The following is a 16,742-nucleotide window of genomic DNA, read 5'->3' as shown; positions in this document are numbered from 1 at the left end:
ATTCACCCCAAGGAGTCCTCGATGCAAACCTTGACCGTTCCCGCCCCCGCCGCCGTCGCTCTGCCCGTCTTGCAACGGGACGACAGCCAGCGCGTGCGCTGCGAAATCTGGACCCGAGTGATGGGCTACCACCGTCCCGTCTCATCCTTCAACACCGGCAAACAAGGCGAATTCAATGAACGCCGCTTCTTCGTCGAGCAACGCGCCTGAAGGCGCACCTCAACACGCTGAACCCGGTACCCGCAGGCTGGCCGCAAGGCCAGCCTGCGCGACGCCGCCCCAACCCGTCGCCCAACCGCTGCCGCGGCATTCGCCCGCGATCGGCGGCCTGGTGCCCTTTTCCACGGTGGACTGGCCGGGCAAACTGGCCGCCGTGGTCTTCATTTCGGGCTGCCCCTGGCGGTGCCATTACTGCCACAACACCGAACTGCAAACCCGCGCCGCCCGGTACGACTGGCGTGAAACGCGCGCCTTTCTGGAAACGCGCACCGGCCTGCTGGATGCCGTGGTGTTCTCGGGCGGAGAGCCCTTGAGCGAACCCCGGTTGCCGTCCCTGATCCGCGACGTGCGGCGCATGGGATACCGCGTGGGCCTGCACACGGCGGGCATCTACCCCTTGCGCCTGGCCGACGTGCTGCGCCATCTGGACTGGGTGGGGCTGGACATCAAGGCCGACACCCAGGGCTACGACGACATCACCGGCCGCCGCGATTCCCAGCGCCCCGCGCTGGCCTGCCTGACGCAGCTGCTGGCTGCCGGCACCGATTTCGAATGCCGCATCACCTGGCATCCCGACTGGTTGGACGAAACGCGGTTGCTGGCCCTGGCCCGCGAGCTGGCCCGCCGCGGCGTGAGGCGCTTCGCCGTGCAAGGCGCGCGCAGTTCGCCCGGCGCGCCGCCCGGCCGCGCACTGGGCACCCAGGCGCAGGCCATGCTATCGCAGTGGTTCGCGGAATTCGCCTACCGCTGAGCCAGCGCCGCCGCCAACGTCGCATGAAAGCGCGGAGACCCGATCGCGCCGACATTGCAGCGCGACCATGGCGACGTGGCGGTCGGGTCCACGCTGAACACGCGGCCCGGCGCCATGATGACCTTTTCGGGCATCAGGTCCGCGGCCAGCGTCAATGAATCGGACACGCCCGGAAAGGCCGACCACAGGTAGAGCGAACTGCCAGGCCGCGCAAAGACTTCGGCCCCCAGCGAATCCAGCACCTGCAGCGCATGGCCGGTCGCGGCCTCCAGGCGTTGCCGCAGCCGGACCAGATGGCGCTCGTAGTGCCCGTCGCGCAACATCACGTCCACCATGCGTTCGCAATATTCCGAACTGCTGACATGCACCAGCGCCTTCAGGTCGGCCAGATCGCTGGCCAGCGCCGCATTGCAGGCGATGAAACCCACCCGCAGCGCGGCTGAAAACGACTTAGAGAAACTGCCGATGTAGATCGTCCGTTCCAACTGGTCCAGCGCCGACAGGCGGACGGCCGACGTGGGCTTGAAGTCGGCCAGCGAATCGTTTTCGACCACCATCAGGTTGTGGCGTTCGGACAGTTGCAGGACCTTATAGGCCTTGGCCAGCGAAATGTCGGAACCGGTCGGGTTGTGCGCCAGCGACTGCGTGAAGAACAGCCGCGGCTTTTCGCGTTGCAGCAAGGCTTCCAGCGCCACCACGTCCGGGCCGTCGGACAAGCGCGGCACGCCCAGCATGCGCACGCCCGCCAGCTTCAACTTGCCGAACAAGGGGTAGTACCCGGGGTTGTCGACCAGCACCGTCGCGCCCGGCGGCACAAAATAGCGGATCACCAGATCCATGGCCTCGTTCGCGCCATGCGTCAGCACCAGCTGACGCGGCGCCACATTCACGCCCACATCGCCCAGTTTGCGCACCAGGCTTTCGCGCAGCGGCGCATAGCCGAAGCGGCTGCCATAGCGGAACAAGGCGCCCAGCCCCGTGCGCACCACTTTCTGGTGATAGCGGTCCATGCGCATGTCGGCCAGCCATTCCACCGGCGGGAAACCATCCCCGGCCTGCACCGCGTCCGGCTGCGTCTTGAGCTGTTCGCGCATCAGCCAGACGATGTCCATTGCCCGGCTCAATTGCCCCGGTTCCTCGTCCGCCGCCTTGCGCGCGAAGTCGCCGTCCAGCACATAGAAGCCGGCGCCCCGGCGCGGTTCCACCAGCCCCTGGGCCACCAGCATCTCAAAGGCCACGACGACGGTGTTCTTGGCGTAGCGGTGCAGTTGCGACAGTTCGCGCAAGGACGGCAGCTTGTCGCCCGGGCGGTACACGCCGTCGGCGATCTGCTGCCCGATCAGCTTGGCCAGGCTTTCGGCGATGGGCGCGGCGCGCGGCCGCCTGCCCGGTCTGATTGCGTCTTCCATGCCTCGTCCACCGTGTGATTCGCGGCCAAAATTGGTGCAGTGCGATGGTACTGTTTGCCAAAACTGTACCTCTCAATAGCGGTACAGTTTACCTAGAATCAGGCCACTTGATACCTATACGGAGACCTGCCATCGTGGCCGATTCACGCTTGCCCAACTTCCGCGCGCTGACGCCTGCGCAACGCCTGGCCGCCATCGCGGATAAAGCCTCGCTCACCCCCGAAGAACAGCAGTTGCTGGCCCGCCCCGGCGCGCTCGGCCTGGACCGTGCCGACGGCATGATCGAAAACGTCATCGGCGCGTTCGAGCTGCCGCTGGGGGTGGCCGGCAACTTCCTGGTCAATGGCCGCGACGTGCTGGTACCGATGGCCGTGGAGGAACCGTCCGTCGTGGCGGCGGCGTCTTACATGGCCAAGATCGCGCGCGAATGCGGCGGCTTCGAAACGTCCAGCAGCCGTCCGCTGATGCGCGCCCAGGTCCAGGTGCTGGGCCTGACCGACCCGCACGGCGCGCGGCTGGCGCTGCTGCGCGAACGCGAACGCGTCTTGGCGTTGGCCAATAGCCGCGACAAGGTGCTGATCGGGCTGGGCGGCGGCTGCCAGGACCTTGAAGTGCATGTCTTCGCCGACACGCCGCGCGGCCCGATGATCGTGCTGCACCTGATCGTGGACGTGCGCGACGCGATGGGCGCCAACACCGTCAACACCATGGCCGAGGCCGTGGCGCCGCTGGTGGAATCGATCACGGGCGGATCGGTGCGCCTGCGCATCCTGTCCAATCTGGCCGACCTGCGGCTGGCGCGGGCCCGCGTGCGCCTGACGCCGCAGGCGCTCGACACCAAAGACCGCAGCGGCGCCGAAATCATCGAAGGCGTGCTGGACGCCTACACCTTCGCCGCCGTCGATCCCTACCGTGCCGCGACGCACAACAAGGGCATCATGAACGGCATCGACCCCGTCATCGTGGCGACCGGCAACGACTGGCGCGCGGTCGAGGCCGGCGCGCACGCCTACGCGGCCCGCTCGGGCCGCTACACGTCGCTGACGCAATGGGAAAAAGACACGTCCGGCGCGCTGGTCGGCACGATTGAAATGCCGATGCCCGTGGGCCTGGTGGGCGGCGCGACCAAGACGCATCCGCTGGCCCGCCTGGCGTTGAAGATCATGGACGTGGGCTCGGCGCAGGAACTGGGCGAAGTGGCCGTTGCCGTGGGCCTGGCGCAGAATCTGGGCGCGTTGCGCGCGCTGGCGACCGAAGGCATTCAGCGCGGCCATATGGCGCTGCACGCCCGCAATATCGCGTTGGTGGCCGGCGCCTCGGGCGCCGAGATCGATACCATCGCCAAGCGCATGGCGGCGGAGCAGGACGTCCGCACCGACCGCGCGCTGGCCTTGCTGGAGGAACTGCGGCAGTCCCGATAAGCCCGGCCGGTTCAGGCCATACAAGAACAGAGGCGGCGCACGGCAACGCCGGCGCCGCCCGGACACAACGGAGAGAGACATGGAAGCAAAATCCCCCGCGCCGCCCTGGCGCCTGGCCGAGGTATGGAGCGACACCGTGGACCTGCGCCAACTGGCGTGGGCCATCGGCATCGGCATCACCATCAGCGTGGCGGGCTTCTTCGCCGCCAGCCGCTGGCTGCGCGGCATGGTCGCGTCCCCCGAACTGGCGCACGCCTACGCCATGCTGGCCGGCCTGGCCGGCTGCGTGATCGCGGGCGTGATCTGCGCGCGCCTGTTCCCGCCCAAACGCGAAGTCATCGAACACACCTCTACCCATGACCCGGCCTGGCGCGCCGAAGTGCTGGCCGAACTGGCCGAGCAGCCCGGCGGCCTGGGCACCCTGGACGACCTGCCCGAGGCGGTCGTGCGCGAACTGAAGGAACTGGGCCTGTACGACCTGTTCACCGAACCGCCTGCTGCCGCGCCCGCCGCGGCGCCGGCGTCGTCCGCCCGCCCCCAGGGCGCATCCAAGGAGGCGCTGGCATGAGCGATCCCGCCCTGCTTGAACAAATCATGGTGGCCGCCGCGATGGGGCTGCTGGGCGCGGTGGTGTTCGCCGCGATCGGCCTGGTGTCGGGAACCGACGAAACCACGACGCTGGCGCCGCTGACCTTGCTGGTGGTGCTGCTGGGCGTGCCGCCCGCAGGCGTGTTCACCTTTTTCCTGGCCGGCGCGGTCGCCAAGCACATGACGCACGCGGTGCCCACGGCGCTGCTCGGCATCCCCGGCGACACGCTGGCCACCCCGCTGCTGCAGGACGCGAACATGCTGCGCAAGCTGGGCGTGCCGCATATCGCGCTGCGCAAGATGGTGTCCGGCGCCATCGTAGCCGCCTTTGTCGCAGTGCCGCTGGCCGTGCTGTTCGCCGTGCTGCTGGCGCCGTTCGGCGCGGCCATCACCCAATCCGCGCCATGGATCTTCCTGGCGGCAGCCGTGCTGATCGCGTATTTCTCGGCCGGCCGCTGGGCCGCGGTGGCGCTGCTGGTGCCCTTCGTGGTGGTCATCATCGCGCTGCAAAGCCTGACGGCCAAATATGGCGTCAAGCTCAGCATCAGCTACTTCCTGGGCATCGCCATCGGCCCGCTGATCGCGGACCTGTTCACCGTCATCTCGCCGATGGGCCGCTCGCAGATGATGCGCGACAAGGTGCGCACGTTCTCGCTGGCGCCGGACGTCAAGGGCTGGTCGGGCTACTTTCCCAACCCGTTGAAGGTGATGGACCGCACGCAGACCCGCTGGACGCTGGCCACGGCCGCGATCTCCAGCGCGACCTTCGTATTCAGCCCCGTCGCCATGACCGTGGTGCTGGGCGAACTGGTCGGTTCGCGCATCAAGCACGCCTACCACCGCCTGACGACGGTCCTGTCGGCGCGCAACGGCGTCACCGAAGCGACCTACATCGCCGAAGCGCTGATTCCGCTGATCGCGTTCGGCCTGCCGCTCAGCCCCGTGGCCGCCGGCCCCGCCGCGCCGCTGTTCAACGCGCCGCCGCGCTTCACGGTGGATGCCGCCACGGGCCAGACGCACAACCTGCACAACCTGCTGAACCACTGGGAGTTCCTGGGCTACGGCATGCTGGCGGTGCTGCTGGCGGCGCTGGTGTCCTACCCCTTCGCGATGAACTTCGCGCGCCGCGCCGCGCTGTTCGTGTCGCGCAAGGTCAGCCACGAGGCCATCATCGCCACGTTCGTGGGCCTGATCATCGTCATCAGCATCTGGGAAGGCCAGTTCCTGGGCCTGCTCGTAATCCTGACGATGGGTCTCTTCGGCGGCCTGCTGTCGCGCCGGTTCGGCTTCAATACCGGTGTGCAGTTCATGGGCTACTACACCGCCGTGCTGTCGGTGCCGGCCATCGTCAAGCTGATGGCCTAGGCGGCTTAGCCCGGCAGCGGCGCGCACGGAATCGCGCCGTTGCCGGACCCGCCGGCCGCTTCAAGCGGCGGTCTGGATGTTGGCTTCGCGGATCAGGCGGGCCCACTTTTTCTGTTCCTGCAGGATGTATTGCTGCGCCGCCTCGGGCGTGCCGCCCATCGCCGTACTGCCTTCGGCCGTGAAGAGCGCCACCGTGGCCGGATCCGCCAGCACTTTTTCCACCACGGCATTGACCGCCTGGATCACGTCTCTGGGCGTCCCGGCGGGCGCCACCAGCGCCTTCCAGTCCAACGCCTCGAACCCCTCGAAGCCGGACTCGGCCACGGTGGGGACATCCGGCAGGATCGGCAGCCGCGCCCGCGCCGTGACGGCCAAGGGGCGCAGCACTTTGCCCTTCAGCATTTCCTGCGCGGCCTGCGGCGTGGCGAACATGTAGTCGGTGTTTTCGCCCAGCAAGTCGTTCAGGGCCGGCGCCGCGCCGCGGTAAGGCACGTTCAGCACTTCGAACTTCGCCTGGTACGCCAGCAGTTCGCCCGCCAGATGGCCCACGGTGCCCGACCCCGCCAACGCCTGCTTGATGGAGCCGGGCGCGGCGCGCGCGTCGCGCACCAGATCCGCCAGGGTGTTCCAGCGCGCGTTGGCCTTCACCACCAGCACCACCGGCAACGACGCGATCAGCGCGACCGCGGCGAAATCCTTGCCGGCGTCGAACGGCATTTTCGGCATCAACGCCGGGTTGATGGCCAGGTTGGCGGTCTGCCCCAAGCCCAGCATGAAGCCGTCGGGCTTGGTCTTGGCGACGTAGTCCAGCCCGATGTTGCCGCCCGCGCCCGGGCGGTTCTCGACCACGACGGACCAGCCGGCCGCGCCCGTGATCTTGGCCGCGATGGCCCGGGCGACGGAATCCGTGCCGCCGCCCGGCGTATACGGGACGATCAGGCGGATCGGGCGGCCGTCGGGATAGCCGGCGGCAGTCTGTGCCCGCAACGGCCATGCGGCCGCGCAAAGGGCTGCGCCCAGGAACGAGCGTCGGGATAGAGCGATCATGAGGGTTTGTCTCCTTGTGTAATGTGCCTTGCCTTCAAGGCCGCGATTTCGTCGTCGCGATAGCCGGCGGCCCGCAAGAGCTCGTCGGTGTGTTCGCCCACGGCCGGTGGCTGCAGGCGGATGGGCGGCTGGACGCCGTCCAATGTCAGCGGGGCCAGCGGCACCCGTGTTTGCCGGCCGTCCGGCAGCGTGACCGGCGCAAGCCCGCCCGTGGCCTTCAGGTGCGGATCGTCGAACAGCTGCTCCGGCCGCGTGATGGGCGCGAACGGCAGTCCTTCCTGTTCAAACCGCGCGGCCAGTTCGGATGCGCGGTAGCCCGCCAGATGCGAGCGCAGCTGCGGCATCAGCCAATCGCGAGCCAATACCCGGTCGTTGTTCGTCTTCAGGCGCGGGTCCGCCAGCCAATCCGCCAGGCCGAACGCGCGGCAGAAGATGTCCCACTGCTTGTCGCTGACGACGGCCAGGAACACTTGTTCGCCGTCCCGCACGGTAAAGACGTCGTACACGGCCCACGCGGAGATGCGGCTGGGCATCGGCGCCGGCGCATTGCCCGTCATGGCGTGTTGCATCATGTGCTGGCCCACCAGGAAGACGTTGTTCTCGAACAGCGAGGCCTGCACTTCCATGCCCACGCCGGTGTGCTCCCGCTGCGCCAGCGCCGCCATCGCGCCCAGCGCGCCGAACAGGCCGCCCATGATGTCGTTGACACTGGCGCCCGCGCGCAGCGGGTCGCCCGGGCGGCCCGTCATGTAGGCCAGCCCGCCCATCATCTGCACCACTTCATCCAGCGCGGTCCGGTTCTCGTACGGGCCCGGCAGAAAGCCCTTGTGGCTGACATACACAAGCCGGGGGTTGCGCGCCTTCAGCGCGGCGTACCCCAAGCCCAGCTTGTCCATCACGCCGGACTTGAAGTTTTCGCTGACCACGTCGGCGGTATCGATCAGGCGCCGCGCCGCCTCGATGCCTTCGGGCTGCTTCAGATCCAGCGCGATGCTTTTCTTGTTGCGGTTGAACATGGGGAAGAAGCCCGCGCCGGATCCCAGCAGGCGGCGCGTCGAATCGCCGCCGACCGGTTCCACCTTGATGACTTCGGCGCCCAGATCCGCCAGCAGCATGCCGCACGTGGGCCCCATCACCATGTGGGTGAACTCCACGACGCGGATGCCTTCGTACGGAAGACGGGACGGGGAACGGCTGGACATGTCAGGCACCTTCATTGGGAAACAGGTCGGGACGGCGAAAAGCCCTTGGGCAATCCCGCATCCGGCGTCATGCCGTACAGCGGCTCGCCCGGCAGGCCGGCGGCTAGCGGCAAGCGCGCCGCGATGATTTTTTCCAGCGAGATCCCGGTGCGCACGCCCATCGCCTCGAACATGAACACCAGGTCTTCGGTGACGACATTGCCCGACGCGCCGGGCGCGTAGGGGCACCCGCCCAACCCGCCCAGCGAACTGTCGAACGTGCGCACGCCCTCGTCCCAGGCCGCCAGGCAATTGGCCAACCCCAGGCCCCGGGTGTTGTGCATGTGCGCCGCACCGGCACGGGTTCCGATTTCACTGCGCAACCGGCGGAACAGGCGGCGCACCTGCGCGGGGTTGGCATAGCCCACGGTGTCGGACAGACCGGATTCGTCCGCGCCGGCCGCCACGCACATCGCCGCCAGCCGGATCACATCGTCTTCCGGCACCAGGCCCTGCAAGGTGCAGCCGAAGGCCGTCGAAATGCCGGCCTCAAGCTTGACGCCCGGCGCGATGCCGTCGCGCAGCGCCGCGATGGCGCGGACTTCTTCCACCATGTCTTCCGGCGTCTTGCGCACGTTGGCCAGCGAATGGGCGCGGCTGGCGGAAACGGGCAAAGTCAGCTTGTGGGCCCCGGCGCGCAATGCGGCCTCGGCGCCCCGCAGGTTCGGCACCAGCGCCATCACGGTCACCCCCGGCTGGCGGGCTGCGTAGGCGACGACTTCGGCCGCATCCGCCATCTGCGGCAGCAAGCGCGCCGGCACGAACGAGGCCACCTCGATTTCACGCACGCCTGCCGCGACCAGCGCATCAATCCAGCGGAACTTGTCCGCGGTCGGCATGGTGGCCTTCACCGATTGCAGCCCGTCGCGCGGCCCGACTTCGCTGATCAGGACGTCCGTCTGGGCCCGGATGTCATTCGCCATGTTTGCGTCTCCCGTTAATTCTATCTAATAGAATGTTGTTCTTTAGAATAGAATTAAATGCGAACGCAAAATCGCTGTCAAGCCGGGTCTGGCCCGGATCCCCGCCCGGCCTGTGCCTACAATGGCCCCTATCGTTCTAAAGGATGGAATATGCCGATCGAAGTCCGCTGCGCTGCCAGGGCTGGCCATGCCTCGTAAAGCCGTCACCGAATCCGTGGCGGATGCCGATGCCGCTGAAGGCGGAGTCGCCGCGGTCGACCGGGCGATGAGCCTGATGGCGGTGTTCACCCCCGCCGATCGGACGCTATCGCTGGGCGAACTGGCGGAACGCACCCGTCTCTACAAAAGCACCGCGCTTCGCCTGCTGGCGTCGCTGGAACACGCGCAGTGGATCCGCCGCCTGGATGACGGCCGCTATGCGCTGGGCCCCGAAGTGGCCCGCCTGCACAGCATCTATTCGGCATCGTTTTCGCTGGAGCACGTGGTCATGCCCGTGCTGCGGGAGCTGGTGGCCGCCACCGGCGAAAGCGCGGCCTACCATGTGCGCCAGGGCGATGCGCGGCTGTGCCTGTACCGCGTCGATTCCCCGCATCCGGTGCGCGACCATATCCGGGCGGGGGACCTGCTGCCGCTGGAGCGCGGCAGCGGCGGACGGGTGCTCACGGCCTATGACGACGTCCTGGGGCACGCGCCGGGCCCGGATCAGGCGCTGTACGCGCGGATCCGCCAGGACGGCCATTTCGCCGCGCTGGGCGACCGCCTGAGCGAGGTGGCGGGCATTTCCGCCCCCGTTTTCCTGCTGTCGGGCGGCATCGCGGCGGCGGTGACGCTGACGGCGCCCGCGCATCGTTACCACCCGGACCACCTGGCGTCCGTGCTGCAGGCCGCCCGCCGGCTGACGGGCCGGGTCGGCTGACCGCAGCGGCTGGCCCTGCTCCGGCCCCGCCATTGCCCGCCCGCTTGATCCCGCGCAAGGCGACCCGTCATCCCTTGTTCTAGCCTCTGTCCACTAGACCAGAGGAAAGACTCAACATGACGTGGTTCAAATCACTCAACCTCGCCGGACGCGACTTGCTGCCCATCGTTCAGGGCGGCATGGGCGTCGGCGTGTCCGCTCACCGCCTGGCCGGCGCGGTTGCCAGCCAGAACGCGGTAGGCACCATCGCCAGCATCGATTTGCGCCATCACCACCCGGATCTGCTCGAAAAGACCGACAAATGCAATGACCGCGACGCCATCGACAGCGCCAACCTGCAAGCGCTGGACCGCGAAGTGCGCGCTGCGCTGGACACCGCGCAAGGCCGCGGCCTGATCGCGGTGAACGTCATGAAGGCCGTGCGCGGCCATCCCGCGCTGGTGCGCCAGGCCTGCGAAAGCGGCGCGCAAGCCATCGTGATGGGCGCAGGCCTGCCGATGGACCTGCCGGAAATGACGGCCGATTTCCCGAAGGTCGCGCTGGTGCCGATCCTGTCGGAAGCGCGCGGCGTGGCAGTCGTGCTGAAAAAATGGATGAAGAAAGGCAAGCTTGCCGACGCCGTGGTCATTGAACACCCCGGCCACGCGGGCGGCCACCTGGGCGCGGCGCGCCTGGACGACATCCACAACGAACGCTTCGATTTCCAGCGCGTGCTGAGCGAATGCCACGCCCTGTTCGACGAGCTGCAACTGGGCCAGGATGCCCCGCGCCTGATCGTCGCGGGCGGCGTCGGCAGCCATGACCAGGTGCGCCATTGGCTGGCCAACGGCGCGGACGGCGTCCAGGTGGGCACTGCGTTCGCCGTCACCCATGAGGGCGACGCGCACGAGAACTTCAAGCGCGTGCTGATGGATGCGGACCCGGCCGAACTGGCCGAATTCACCAGCGTCGCCGGTTTGCCGGCACGCGCGGTGGCAACGCCTTGGCTGACCCGCTATCTACGCCAGGAAAAGACGCTTCAAGCCTGCACGCGCGCCGATCCCAGGCGTTGCAGCCAGCGCATGGACTGCCTGACGCAATGCGGCTTGCGCGACGGCCTGTCGCGCTTCGGCCAGTTCTGCATCGACTTGAAGCTGGCCGCCGCCCTGCGCGGCGAAGTCAGCCGCGGTCTGTTCTTCCGCGGGGCGTCCAAGCTGCCGTTTGGCGGCGCCATGCGCTCGGTGCGCGAATTGATGGACTACCTGCTGCATGGGCGGATGCCTGCCACAGCCTGATGCGACGGCGGCCATGGCGCCTGTTGCGCTAGCGCGCCGCCGACAGTTCGAACTGGAACACCGCGCCGCGCTCGGCGCGTTCCACCAGCCGGATCTCGCTCTGGTGCAGCTGCAGGATGCGCTGCACGATCACCAGCCCCAGGCCGCCGCTGTCGCGCGGCCCGCGGCTAAGCGCCGACGCGCGCGTGAACAGCCCCGCGCGGAGTTCCGCCGGAATGCCCTTGCCCGAATCGCTGACCTGCACCTGCACCCGGCTCTGCGCCACGCCCAGCTGCAATTCGATCCGGCCGCCCGGCGGGCTGTGGCGGATGGCGTTGTCCAGCAGGTTCGTCAGCACGCGTTCGATCAAGCCCAGGTCCGCGCGCACCAGCGGCAGGGCCTGCGGGATGTCGGTCGTCAGTTGCTGCTGGCGCGCTTCGGCGGCCAGCTCGAATTTCTGCAACACGTCCTGCACCAGTTCCGGCAGCGAGAACGTCTCGGGCTCCAGCCGCACCAGGCCGGATTCCAGCCGCGCCAGTTCAAACAGTTCCTGCGCCAGCCGTCCCACCTTGCGGCTTTGCGCCAGCGCGATGTCCAGGTAGCGGCGGCGTTCGCCAGCATCCAGCGTGTCGTCCTTCAGGCGCAGGGTTTCCAGATAGCCATGCAGCGAGGTCAGAGGCGTGCGCAGATCGTGCGAGATATTGGCGACCAGGTCGCGCCGCTGCTGGTCCTGCCGTGTCAACTCGCGCCATTGGTCGGAAATCCGACGGCCCATCTGCACGAAACTGCGACGCAGCACCGATATCTCGTCGCCATCCTTATCCGACGCGTCGCCCGGGCGCTCCAGTGCGGCCAGCGCCTGGCCGTCGTCGCCGTCAAAGGCCCGCACCGCGCGGGTCAGGCCGCGCAACGGCCGCGTGATCAACGCAAATGCCGTCAAGCCGGCCACCAGCCCCAGCAGGGCCACCAGCGCGATCGACCACAGCGTCGTGCGCAGCACCGAACTGCGTGCCACGGACATCGCCAGCGCGTCATGCGCCTGCCCTTGCAGCACCACGTAGACATAGCCTTTTTCCTGCCCCGCCACCCGCACCGGCGCGGCGCTGAATACTTTTTTCGCGTCCACATTGCGCGGGTCGTCGCCCACGATAGGCAGCATCCCGCCCTGCAGCAGCCGCTTGACCGGCGCCAGGTCCACGTGGTCCCGCTTGATCTGGCCTGCAGGAGCCGCATCGCCCACGATGCGGCCATCGTTGGACAACAGGTAAACCTCGACTGCAGGGTTGACCACCATCAGCATGTCGAACAGCGAACGCACGGCGTCCGGCTTCCATCCGTTGGTGTCCATCAGTTCCGTCGTGCCGGCGATATGCTGCGCCAGCCCGCTGGACAGCCGCTGCACCACTTCCTGTTCGTAGCGCGAATTGGCCGCGATCTGCAGCCAGGCCGATGCGCCGCAACTGGCCAGCAGCAGCAGCGCGAATACGCCGGACAGGCGTTGGGTCAAGCTGAAACGTTTCATGATGCGGCTCCGGTGCCGCCGCCCGGCGCTGCCGCGAACTTGTAGCCCCTGCCCCACACGGTCAGGATGCGCTGCGGGTTGGAGGGGTCGGCTTCGATCTTGGTGCGCAGCCGGTTGATATGCGTGTTCACGGTGTGTTCGTAGCCTTCGTGCTGATACCCCCAGACGTGGTTCAGCAGATCCATCCGCGAGAAGACCTTGTCGGGATGGCGCGCGAAGAAATGCAGCAGGTCGAATTCACGCGGCGTCAGGTCCAGCCGGCGCTCGTCGACATCCACCGTTCGCGCGATCGGGTCGATGGACACCCCATGCACGGCCAGGCTGCCGGCATCGATGCGCGCATTGCGCTCCACCGCGTCGCTTCGGCGCAGCAGCGCCCGCACGCGCGCCACCAGTTCCAGCATGGAGAACGGCTTGGCCAGATAGTCGTCCGCGCCCAGTTCCAGGCCCAGGATGCGATGCACTTCGCTGGACCGCGCGCTGGTGATGATGATGGGGGTGTAGCGGGCCATGGCGCGCGCCCGCTTGCAGATCTCCAGGCCGTCGATGCCGGGCAGCATCAAGTCCAGCACCAGCGCGTCCCAACTGCCCTCTTCCAGCCGCCGCATGCCTTCATTGCCGTCGGCGGCATGTTCCACCGCATAGCCTTCGTCGCGCAGGTGCAGGCGCAGCAATTCGGCGATGTGGGCGTCGTCTTCAACTATCAGCACGCGTCGGGGCGTTTCCATGGGGAGCTCGGGCCAATTCAGTACCGCCATTGTCGCCAATCCGCTGGCGGGGAGTTATCACAATTATTTTAAATCTGCGTGAGGACTCCGATATCGGCTCCGGTGAAGAATGGCGTCAACAACAGAACGCCCCGGAGACCCGCCATGATGGCAAGCCCCGCAAGTCACGATACACCGGCCGCCCCCCGCCCGGCCGGCGTCATCCATCCCGGATGGCTGCGGGTGATGCATTGGATCAACGCGCTGGCCGTGGTGGTCATGGTGATGAGCGGCTGGCGCGTCTATAACGCCGCGCCGTTCTTCGACTTCACTTTTCCCAAGGACATCACGCTGGGCGGCTGGCTGGGCGGCGCCCTGCAATGGCACTTTGCCGGCATGTGGCTGCTGTTCGCCAACGGCCTGCTCTATCTGGCGCTGAACGTGGCGACGGGCCGCCTCCGGCACAAATTTTTCCCGGTCAGCCCTCGCGGCGTGGCCGCCGACCTGGGCGCCGCCCTGCGCGGCAAGCTGTCCCACAATGATCTGCGCCACTACAACCAGGTGCAGAAGCTGGCCTACCTGTTCGTCATGGTCGACATCGTCGTGCTGGTGCTGTCCGGACTGGTGCTGTGGAAGTCCGTGCAATTCGATCTGCTGCGCGAACTGATGGGCGGCTACGAATTCGCGCGCCGCATCCATTTCTTCGCCATGGCGCTGCTGGTGGCGTTCGTGGCGGTCCATCTGGTGATGGTCGCGCTGGTTCCGCGCAGCCTGCTCGCCATGATCCGCGGCAAATAAGGAGCCCTTCGTGAGCCAGAAAAGACGCTTGTCGCTGCTGGGCCTGGATGGCTCGGCCATTCTCAAAGAGGCCAAGAACCTGTTGGCCAAGCGGATCGAGCAGCCGTCCCGCCGCACGTTCCTGCGCAACAGCCTGACGCTGGGCGGGCTGGCGATGATGTCGGGCTGCACGCTGTCCGACGACGACAACGTGGAGAAAGCGCTGTCTTCCGTGTCCCGGTTCAACGACCGGGTGCAAGGCTGGATCTTCGACCCCAACAAGCTGGCGCCGACCTACCCGGAATCGATGATCACGCGGCCGTTCCCGTTCAACGCCTACTACGGCATCGACGAGGTCCGCCACGTCGAAGAGGAATCGTTCCGGCTGGAAGTCACCGGCATGGTGGCCGACAAGCGCCAATGGCGGCTGGAGGAACTGCGCGCCATGGCCCAGATCGACCAGGTCACGCGGCATATCTGCGTGGAAGGCTGGAGCGCCATCGGCAAATGGGGCGGCGTGCCGTTTTCGACGTTCTTGAAGCGCGTGGGCGCCGACCTGACCGCGAAGTACGTGGGATTCAAGTGCTCGGACGACTACTACACCAGCATCGACATGCCGACGGCGCTGCACCCGCAGACCATCCTGGCGCTGACCTATGACGGCAAGACCTTGCCGCCCGAATACGGCTTCCCCATGAAGCTGCGCATGCCCACCAAGCTTGGCTACAAGAACCCCAAGCACATCCGGGCGATTTTCGTCACCAACACCTACCCAGGCGGTTACTGGGAGGACCAGGGCTACAACTGGTTCGGCGGAAGCTAGGTGGAGATTTATTCCATGCTCTTTTTACCCCCCCCTCCATCAAAGGAACGCATCATGAAGACTCTCACCACCGCCGCTTTCTCCCTGTGCCTGGCCTTTGGCGCCGTGGCAGCCCACGCCGCCGACACCATGGGCAAGGACAACATGGCCAAGGACTCGATGTCCAAGGACAGCATGTCGAAAGACGGCATGTCCAAGGGCGGCATGGCCAAGGATGGCATGGCGAAGGACGGCATGGCCAAGGACGGGATGTCCAAAGACGGCATGGCCAAGGACGGCATGTCGCATGACGGGATGAAGAAGGACGGCATGGCCAAGGACGGCATGTCCAAAGACGGGATGTCGAAGGACGGCATGTCCAAGGGCGGCATGGCCAACGACAGCATGAAGAAGTAAGCCCCGCGGCCGCCTGCCCCGCCATCCCTTGGCCGGTATGCGGGGCCGGCCGCCCCTATTGCCCTGACGGAGCCACGCCATGACATTGAATCGCAGACATTTCCTGAGCCTGGGCGGCGTTGCTGCCTTGGCCGCCGGCCTGGCCCCGTTGCTGGCCGCGCGCGGCGCCTCCCCCGCGGCCTCGTTCCCCTATGCCTTGACCGACGCGCAATGGCGCGCCCGCCTGACGCCCGCGCAGTTCGACGTGCTGCGCCGCGAGGGCACCGAACGCCCCTACACCAGCCCGCTGAACGACGAACATCGCAAAGGCACGTTTTCCTGCGCGGGTTGCGAGCAGCGGCTGTTTTCTTCAAGCACCAAATTCGACAGCCGCACCGGCTGGCCCAGTTTCTGGCAACCCCTGGACGCCGCCGTCGGCGAAACCCGGGACAGCAGTTTCGGCATGGTCCGCACGGCGGTCTACTGCGCCAATTGCGGCGGCCACCTGGGCCACGTCTTCGACGACGGCCCCCGCCCGACCGGCCTGCGCTATTGCATGAACGGGGTGGCCATGACCTTCGCCCCCCAAGCCTGACTCCAGCCAGCCCCTATCAGGACCCCACACCATGAACATCCCGTTCCGCAAACACTGCGCCAGCCTTGCCGCCGCCGTCGGCCTGCTGGGCTCGGGCGCTGCCCAGGCCGCCGAATCCGCCTTCATCATCCCCCCGCCCGCCGTCGATCAGGCGAAAGACGTGGCCACGCAAGAAAAAGCCGTCATCGCCGGCGGCTGCTTCTGGGGCGTGCAAGCCGTATTCCAGCACGTGAAAGGCGTGACCAATGCCGTCTCCGGCTACGCCGGCGGCAAGGCGAACACCGCCGACTACGACGCCGTCAGCAGCGGCCGCACAGGCCACGCCGAGGCCGTCGAGATCACCTACGACCCCAAGCAGGTCAGCTACGGCCAACTGCTGCAGATCTACTTCTCGGTGGCCCACGACCCGACGCAATTGAACCGCCAGGGCCCCGACAGCGGCACGCAGTACCGCTCAACCGTCTTCCCCACCGATGACGGCCAGCGCAAGGTGGCCGAAGCCTACATCGCGCAGTTGAACAAGACGGGCGTGTATCCCAAGACGCTGGCAACCACGATCGAACCGTTGCAGGCGTTCTACCCCGCCGAAAGCTATCACCAGGACTATCTCGTTCGCCATCCGTACAGCATGTACATCATGGTGAACGACATCCCCAAGGTCGAGAACCTGGCCAAGGCCTTCCCCGACCGGTATCGCGACAAGCCGGTGCTGGTGAACTGAAAGCAGGAAATAAAGCCGGTCGAAGTCCAAATTCCCAAAAAGTTCACTCAACTGGGCAATTGTGCGGTTTGCCCATGTGGAAGGCCGCT

18 protein-coding genes are annotated in these 16,742 nt (G+C 67.1%); 12 read left to right on the top strand and 6 right to left on the bottom strand.

Going from position 1 to position 16,742, the window contains the following annotated elements; all coding sequences use genetic code 11:
• The first annotated feature begins 21 nt into the window (after nt 1-21).
• Nucleotides 22-210 carry an anaerobic ribonucleoside-triphosphate reductase gene (gene nrdD / locus A9973_RS02275; protein WP_183012140.1) on the top strand — a complete coding sequence of 63 codons (189 nt, stop codon included), beginning with the start codon at nt 22-24 and terminating at the stop codon, nt 208-210.
• Nucleotides 176-970 carry an anaerobic ribonucleoside-triphosphate reductase activating protein gene (locus tag A9973_RS02270; RefSeq protein ID WP_183012139.1) on the top strand — a complete coding sequence of 265 codons (795 nt, stop codon included), beginning with the start codon at nt 176-178 and terminating at the stop codon, nt 968-970. The genes nrdD and A9973_RS02270 overlap by 35 nt, the downstream gene beginning before the upstream one ends.
• Here the strand turns inward: A9973_RS02270 and A9973_RS02265 are convergent.
• Entirely contained in the window at nt 961-2,379 is a 1,419-nt protein-coding gene (locus A9973_RS02265) for a PLP-dependent aminotransferase family protein (protein WP_183012138.1), read from the bottom strand. The two genes, A9973_RS02270 and A9973_RS02265, sit on opposite strands and share 10 nt — an antisense overlap.
• 131 nt (nt 2,380-2,510) lie before the next feature.
• Between A9973_RS02265 and A9973_RS02260 the strand changes: the two genes are divergently transcribed.
• The 3 genes from A9973_RS02260 to A9973_RS02250 all read left to right on the top strand — a co-directional run bounded on the left by A9973_RS02260 (nt 2,511) and on the right by A9973_RS02250 (nt 5,753).
• Nucleotides 2,511-3,800: a hydroxymethylglutaryl-CoA reductase, degradative gene (locus tag A9973_RS02260; RefSeq protein WP_183012285.1), complete on the top strand. Its 1,290-nt coding sequence runs from the start codon at nt 2,511-2,513 to the stop codon at nt 3,798-3,800.
• A 79-nt stretch (nt 3,801-3,879) separates the two neighbouring features.
• Nucleotides 3,880-4,368 carry a hypothetical protein gene (locus A9973_RS02255; protein ID WP_183012137.1) on the top strand — a complete coding sequence of 163 codons (489 nt, stop codon included), beginning with the start codon at nt 3,880-3,882 and terminating at the stop codon, nt 4,366-4,368.
• A complete protein-coding gene (locus A9973_RS02250; protein ID WP_183012136.1) occupies nt 4,365-5,753 on the top strand; it encodes a tripartite tricarboxylate transporter permease in 1,389 nt (462 codons plus the stop codon). Before A9973_RS02255 ends, A9973_RS02250 begins: the two co-directional genes overlap by 4 nt.
• A 60-nt stretch (nt 5,754-5,813) precedes the next feature.
• Here the strand turns inward: A9973_RS02250 and A9973_RS02245 are convergent, their stop codons facing one another.
• From A9973_RS02245 to A9973_RS02235, 3 genes are read right to left on the bottom strand one after another with little or no spacing between them, the layout of a single operon-like run.
• Nucleotides 5,814-6,800, bottom strand: coding sequence for a tripartite tricarboxylate transporter substrate binding protein (locus A9973_RS02245; RefSeq protein ID WP_183012135.1), 987 nt, complete (start codon nt 6,798-6,800; stop codon nt 5,814-5,816).
• Nucleotides 6,797-8,002 carry a CaiB/BaiF CoA-transferase family protein gene (locus A9973_RS02240; RefSeq protein WP_183012134.1) on the bottom strand — a complete coding sequence of 402 codons (1,206 nt, stop codon included), beginning with the start codon at nt 8,000-8,002 and terminating at the stop codon, nt 6,797-6,799. Before A9973_RS02240 ends, A9973_RS02245 begins: the two co-directional genes overlap by 4 nt.
• A gap of 11 nt (nt 8,003-8,013) precedes the next feature.
• Nucleotides 8,014-8,964 (bottom strand): hydroxymethylglutaryl-CoA lyase, encoded by a 951-nt coding sequence (locus tag A9973_RS02235; RefSeq protein ID WP_183012133.1) that lies wholly within the window; start codon nt 8,962-8,964, stop codon nt 8,014-8,016.
• Nucleotides 8,965-9,151: 187 nt separating this feature from the next.
• On the opposite strand from A9973_RS02235, the gene A9973_RS02230 reads away from it, so the two are divergent.
• Both A9973_RS02230 and A9973_RS02225 read left to right on the top strand, forming a co-directional pair.
• A complete protein-coding gene (locus tag A9973_RS02230) occupies nt 9,152-9,880 on the top strand; it encodes an IclR family transcriptional regulator (RefSeq protein ID WP_183012132.1) in 729 nt (242 codons plus the stop codon).
• A gap of 116 nt (nt 9,881-9,996) precedes the next feature.
• Nucleotides 9,997-11,154, top strand: a complete 1,158-nt coding sequence (locus A9973_RS02225) for a nitronate monooxygenase family protein (protein WP_183012131.1) — start codon at nt 9,997-9,999, stop codon at nt 11,152-11,154.
• Nucleotides 11,155-11,182: 28 nt separating this feature from the next.
• Here the strand turns inward: A9973_RS02225 and A9973_RS02220 are convergent, their stop codons facing one another.
• A complete protein-coding gene (locus A9973_RS02220; protein ID WP_183012130.1) occupies nt 11,183-12,655 on the bottom strand; it encodes a HAMP domain-containing sensor histidine kinase in 1,473 nt (490 codons plus the stop codon).
• Nucleotides 12,652-13,383, bottom strand: coding sequence for a response regulator transcription factor (locus A9973_RS02215; RefSeq protein WP_183012129.1), 732 nt, complete (start codon nt 13,381-13,383; stop codon nt 12,652-12,654). Before A9973_RS02215 ends, A9973_RS02220 begins: the two co-directional genes overlap by 4 nt.
• 144 nt (nt 13,384-13,527) lie before the next feature.
• Between A9973_RS02215 and A9973_RS02210 the strand changes: the two genes are divergently transcribed.
• The 5 genes from A9973_RS02210 to msrA all read left to right on the top strand — a co-directional run bounded on the left by A9973_RS02210 (nt 13,528) and on the right by msrA (nt 16,653).
• A complete protein-coding gene (locus A9973_RS02210) occupies nt 13,528-14,160 on the top strand; it encodes a cytochrome b/b6 domain-containing protein (RefSeq protein WP_183012128.1) in 633 nt (210 codons plus the stop codon).
• A gap of 10 nt (nt 14,161-14,170) precedes the next feature.
• Entirely contained in the window at nt 14,171-14,962 is a 792-nt protein-coding gene (locus A9973_RS02205; protein WP_183012127.1) for a molybdopterin-dependent oxidoreductase, read from the top strand.
• Between the two features lie 54 nt (nt 14,963-15,016).
• Entirely contained in the window at nt 15,017-15,358 is a 342-nt protein-coding gene (locus tag A9973_RS02200) for a pentapeptide MXKDX repeat protein (RefSeq protein ID WP_183012126.1), read from the top strand.
• Nucleotides 15,359-15,437: 79 nt separating this feature from the next.
• On the top strand, nt 15,438-15,932 hold the full coding sequence (gene msrB / locus A9973_RS02195; protein WP_183012125.1) for a peptide-methionine (R)-S-oxide reductase MsrB: 495 nt from the start codon (nt 15,438-15,440) through the stop codon (nt 15,930-15,932).
• Between the two features lie 31 nt (nt 15,933-15,963).
• A complete protein-coding gene (msrA, locus tag A9973_RS02190) occupies nt 15,964-16,653 on the top strand; it encodes a peptide-methionine (S)-S-oxide reductase MsrA (protein WP_183012124.1) in 690 nt (229 codons plus the stop codon).
• Nucleotides 16,654-16,742: the final 89 nt, after the last annotated feature.

It is taken from the genome of Achromobacter sp. UMC46 (assembly GCF_014170335.1).
Taxonomy (GTDB): Bacteria; Pseudomonadota; Gammaproteobacteria; order Burkholderiales; family Burkholderiaceae_B; genus Achromobacter.
Note: the sequence above shows the minus strand (reverse complement) of the source record. Positions and strands in the feature narration are given on the sequence as shown.

Excerpts from the sequence above, each read along its gene's own strand:
- nrdD (WP_183012140.1), top strand. The coding sequence starts at position 22 with ATGCAAACCTTGACCGTTCCCGCCCCCGCCGCCGTCGCTCTGCCCGTC.
- A9973_RS02270 (WP_183012139.1), top strand. The coding sequence starts at position 176 with ATGAACGCCGCTTCTTCGTCGAGCAACGCGCCTGAAGGCGCACCTCAA.
- A9973_RS02265 (WP_183012138.1), bottom strand. The coding sequence starts at position 2,379 with ATGGAAGACGCAATCAGACCGGGCAGGCGGCCGCGCGCCGCGCCCATC.
- A9973_RS02255 (WP_183012137.1), top strand. The coding sequence starts at position 3,880 with ATGGAAGCAAAATCCCCCGCGCCGCCCTGGCGCCTGGCCGAGGTATGG.
- A9973_RS02250 (WP_183012136.1), top strand. The coding sequence starts at position 4,365 with ATGAGCGATCCCGCCCTGCTTGAACAAATCATGGTGGCCGCCGCGATG.
- A9973_RS02245 (WP_183012135.1), bottom strand. The coding sequence starts at position 6,800 with ATGATCGCTCTATCCCGACGCTCGTTCCTGGGCGCAGCCCTTTGCGCG.
- A9973_RS02240 (WP_183012134.1), bottom strand. The coding sequence starts at position 8,002 with ATGTCCAGCCGTTCCCCGTCCCGTCTTCCGTACGAAGGCATCCGCGTC.
- A9973_RS02235 (WP_183012133.1), bottom strand. The coding sequence starts at position 8,964 with ATGGCGAATGACATCCGGGCCCAGACGGACGTCCTGATCAGCGAAGTC.
- A9973_RS02230 (WP_183012132.1), top strand. The coding sequence starts at position 9,152 with ATGCCTCGTAAAGCCGTCACCGAATCCGTGGCGGATGCCGATGCCGCT.
- A9973_RS02225 (WP_183012131.1), top strand. The coding sequence starts at position 9,997 with ATGACGTGGTTCAAATCACTCAACCTCGCCGGACGCGACTTGCTGCCC.
- A9973_RS02220 (WP_183012130.1), bottom strand. The coding sequence starts at position 12,655 with ATGAAACGTTTCAGCTTGACCCAACGCCTGTCCGGCGTATTCGCGCTG.
- A9973_RS02215 (WP_183012129.1), bottom strand. The coding sequence starts at position 13,383 with ATGGAAACGCCCCGACGCGTGCTGATAGTTGAAGACGACGCCCACATC.
- A9973_RS02210 (WP_183012128.1), top strand. The coding sequence starts at position 13,528 with ATGATGGCAAGCCCCGCAAGTCACGATACACCGGCCGCCCCCCGCCCG.
- A9973_RS02200 (WP_183012126.1), top strand. The coding sequence starts at position 15,017 with ATGAAGACTCTCACCACCGCCGCTTTCTCCCTGTGCCTGGCCTTTGGC.
- msrB (WP_183012125.1), top strand. The coding sequence starts at position 15,438 with ATGACATTGAATCGCAGACATTTCCTGAGCCTGGGCGGCGTTGCTGCC.
- msrA (WP_183012124.1), top strand. The coding sequence starts at position 15,964 with ATGAACATCCCGTTCCGCAAACACTGCGCCAGCCTTGCCGCCGCCGTC.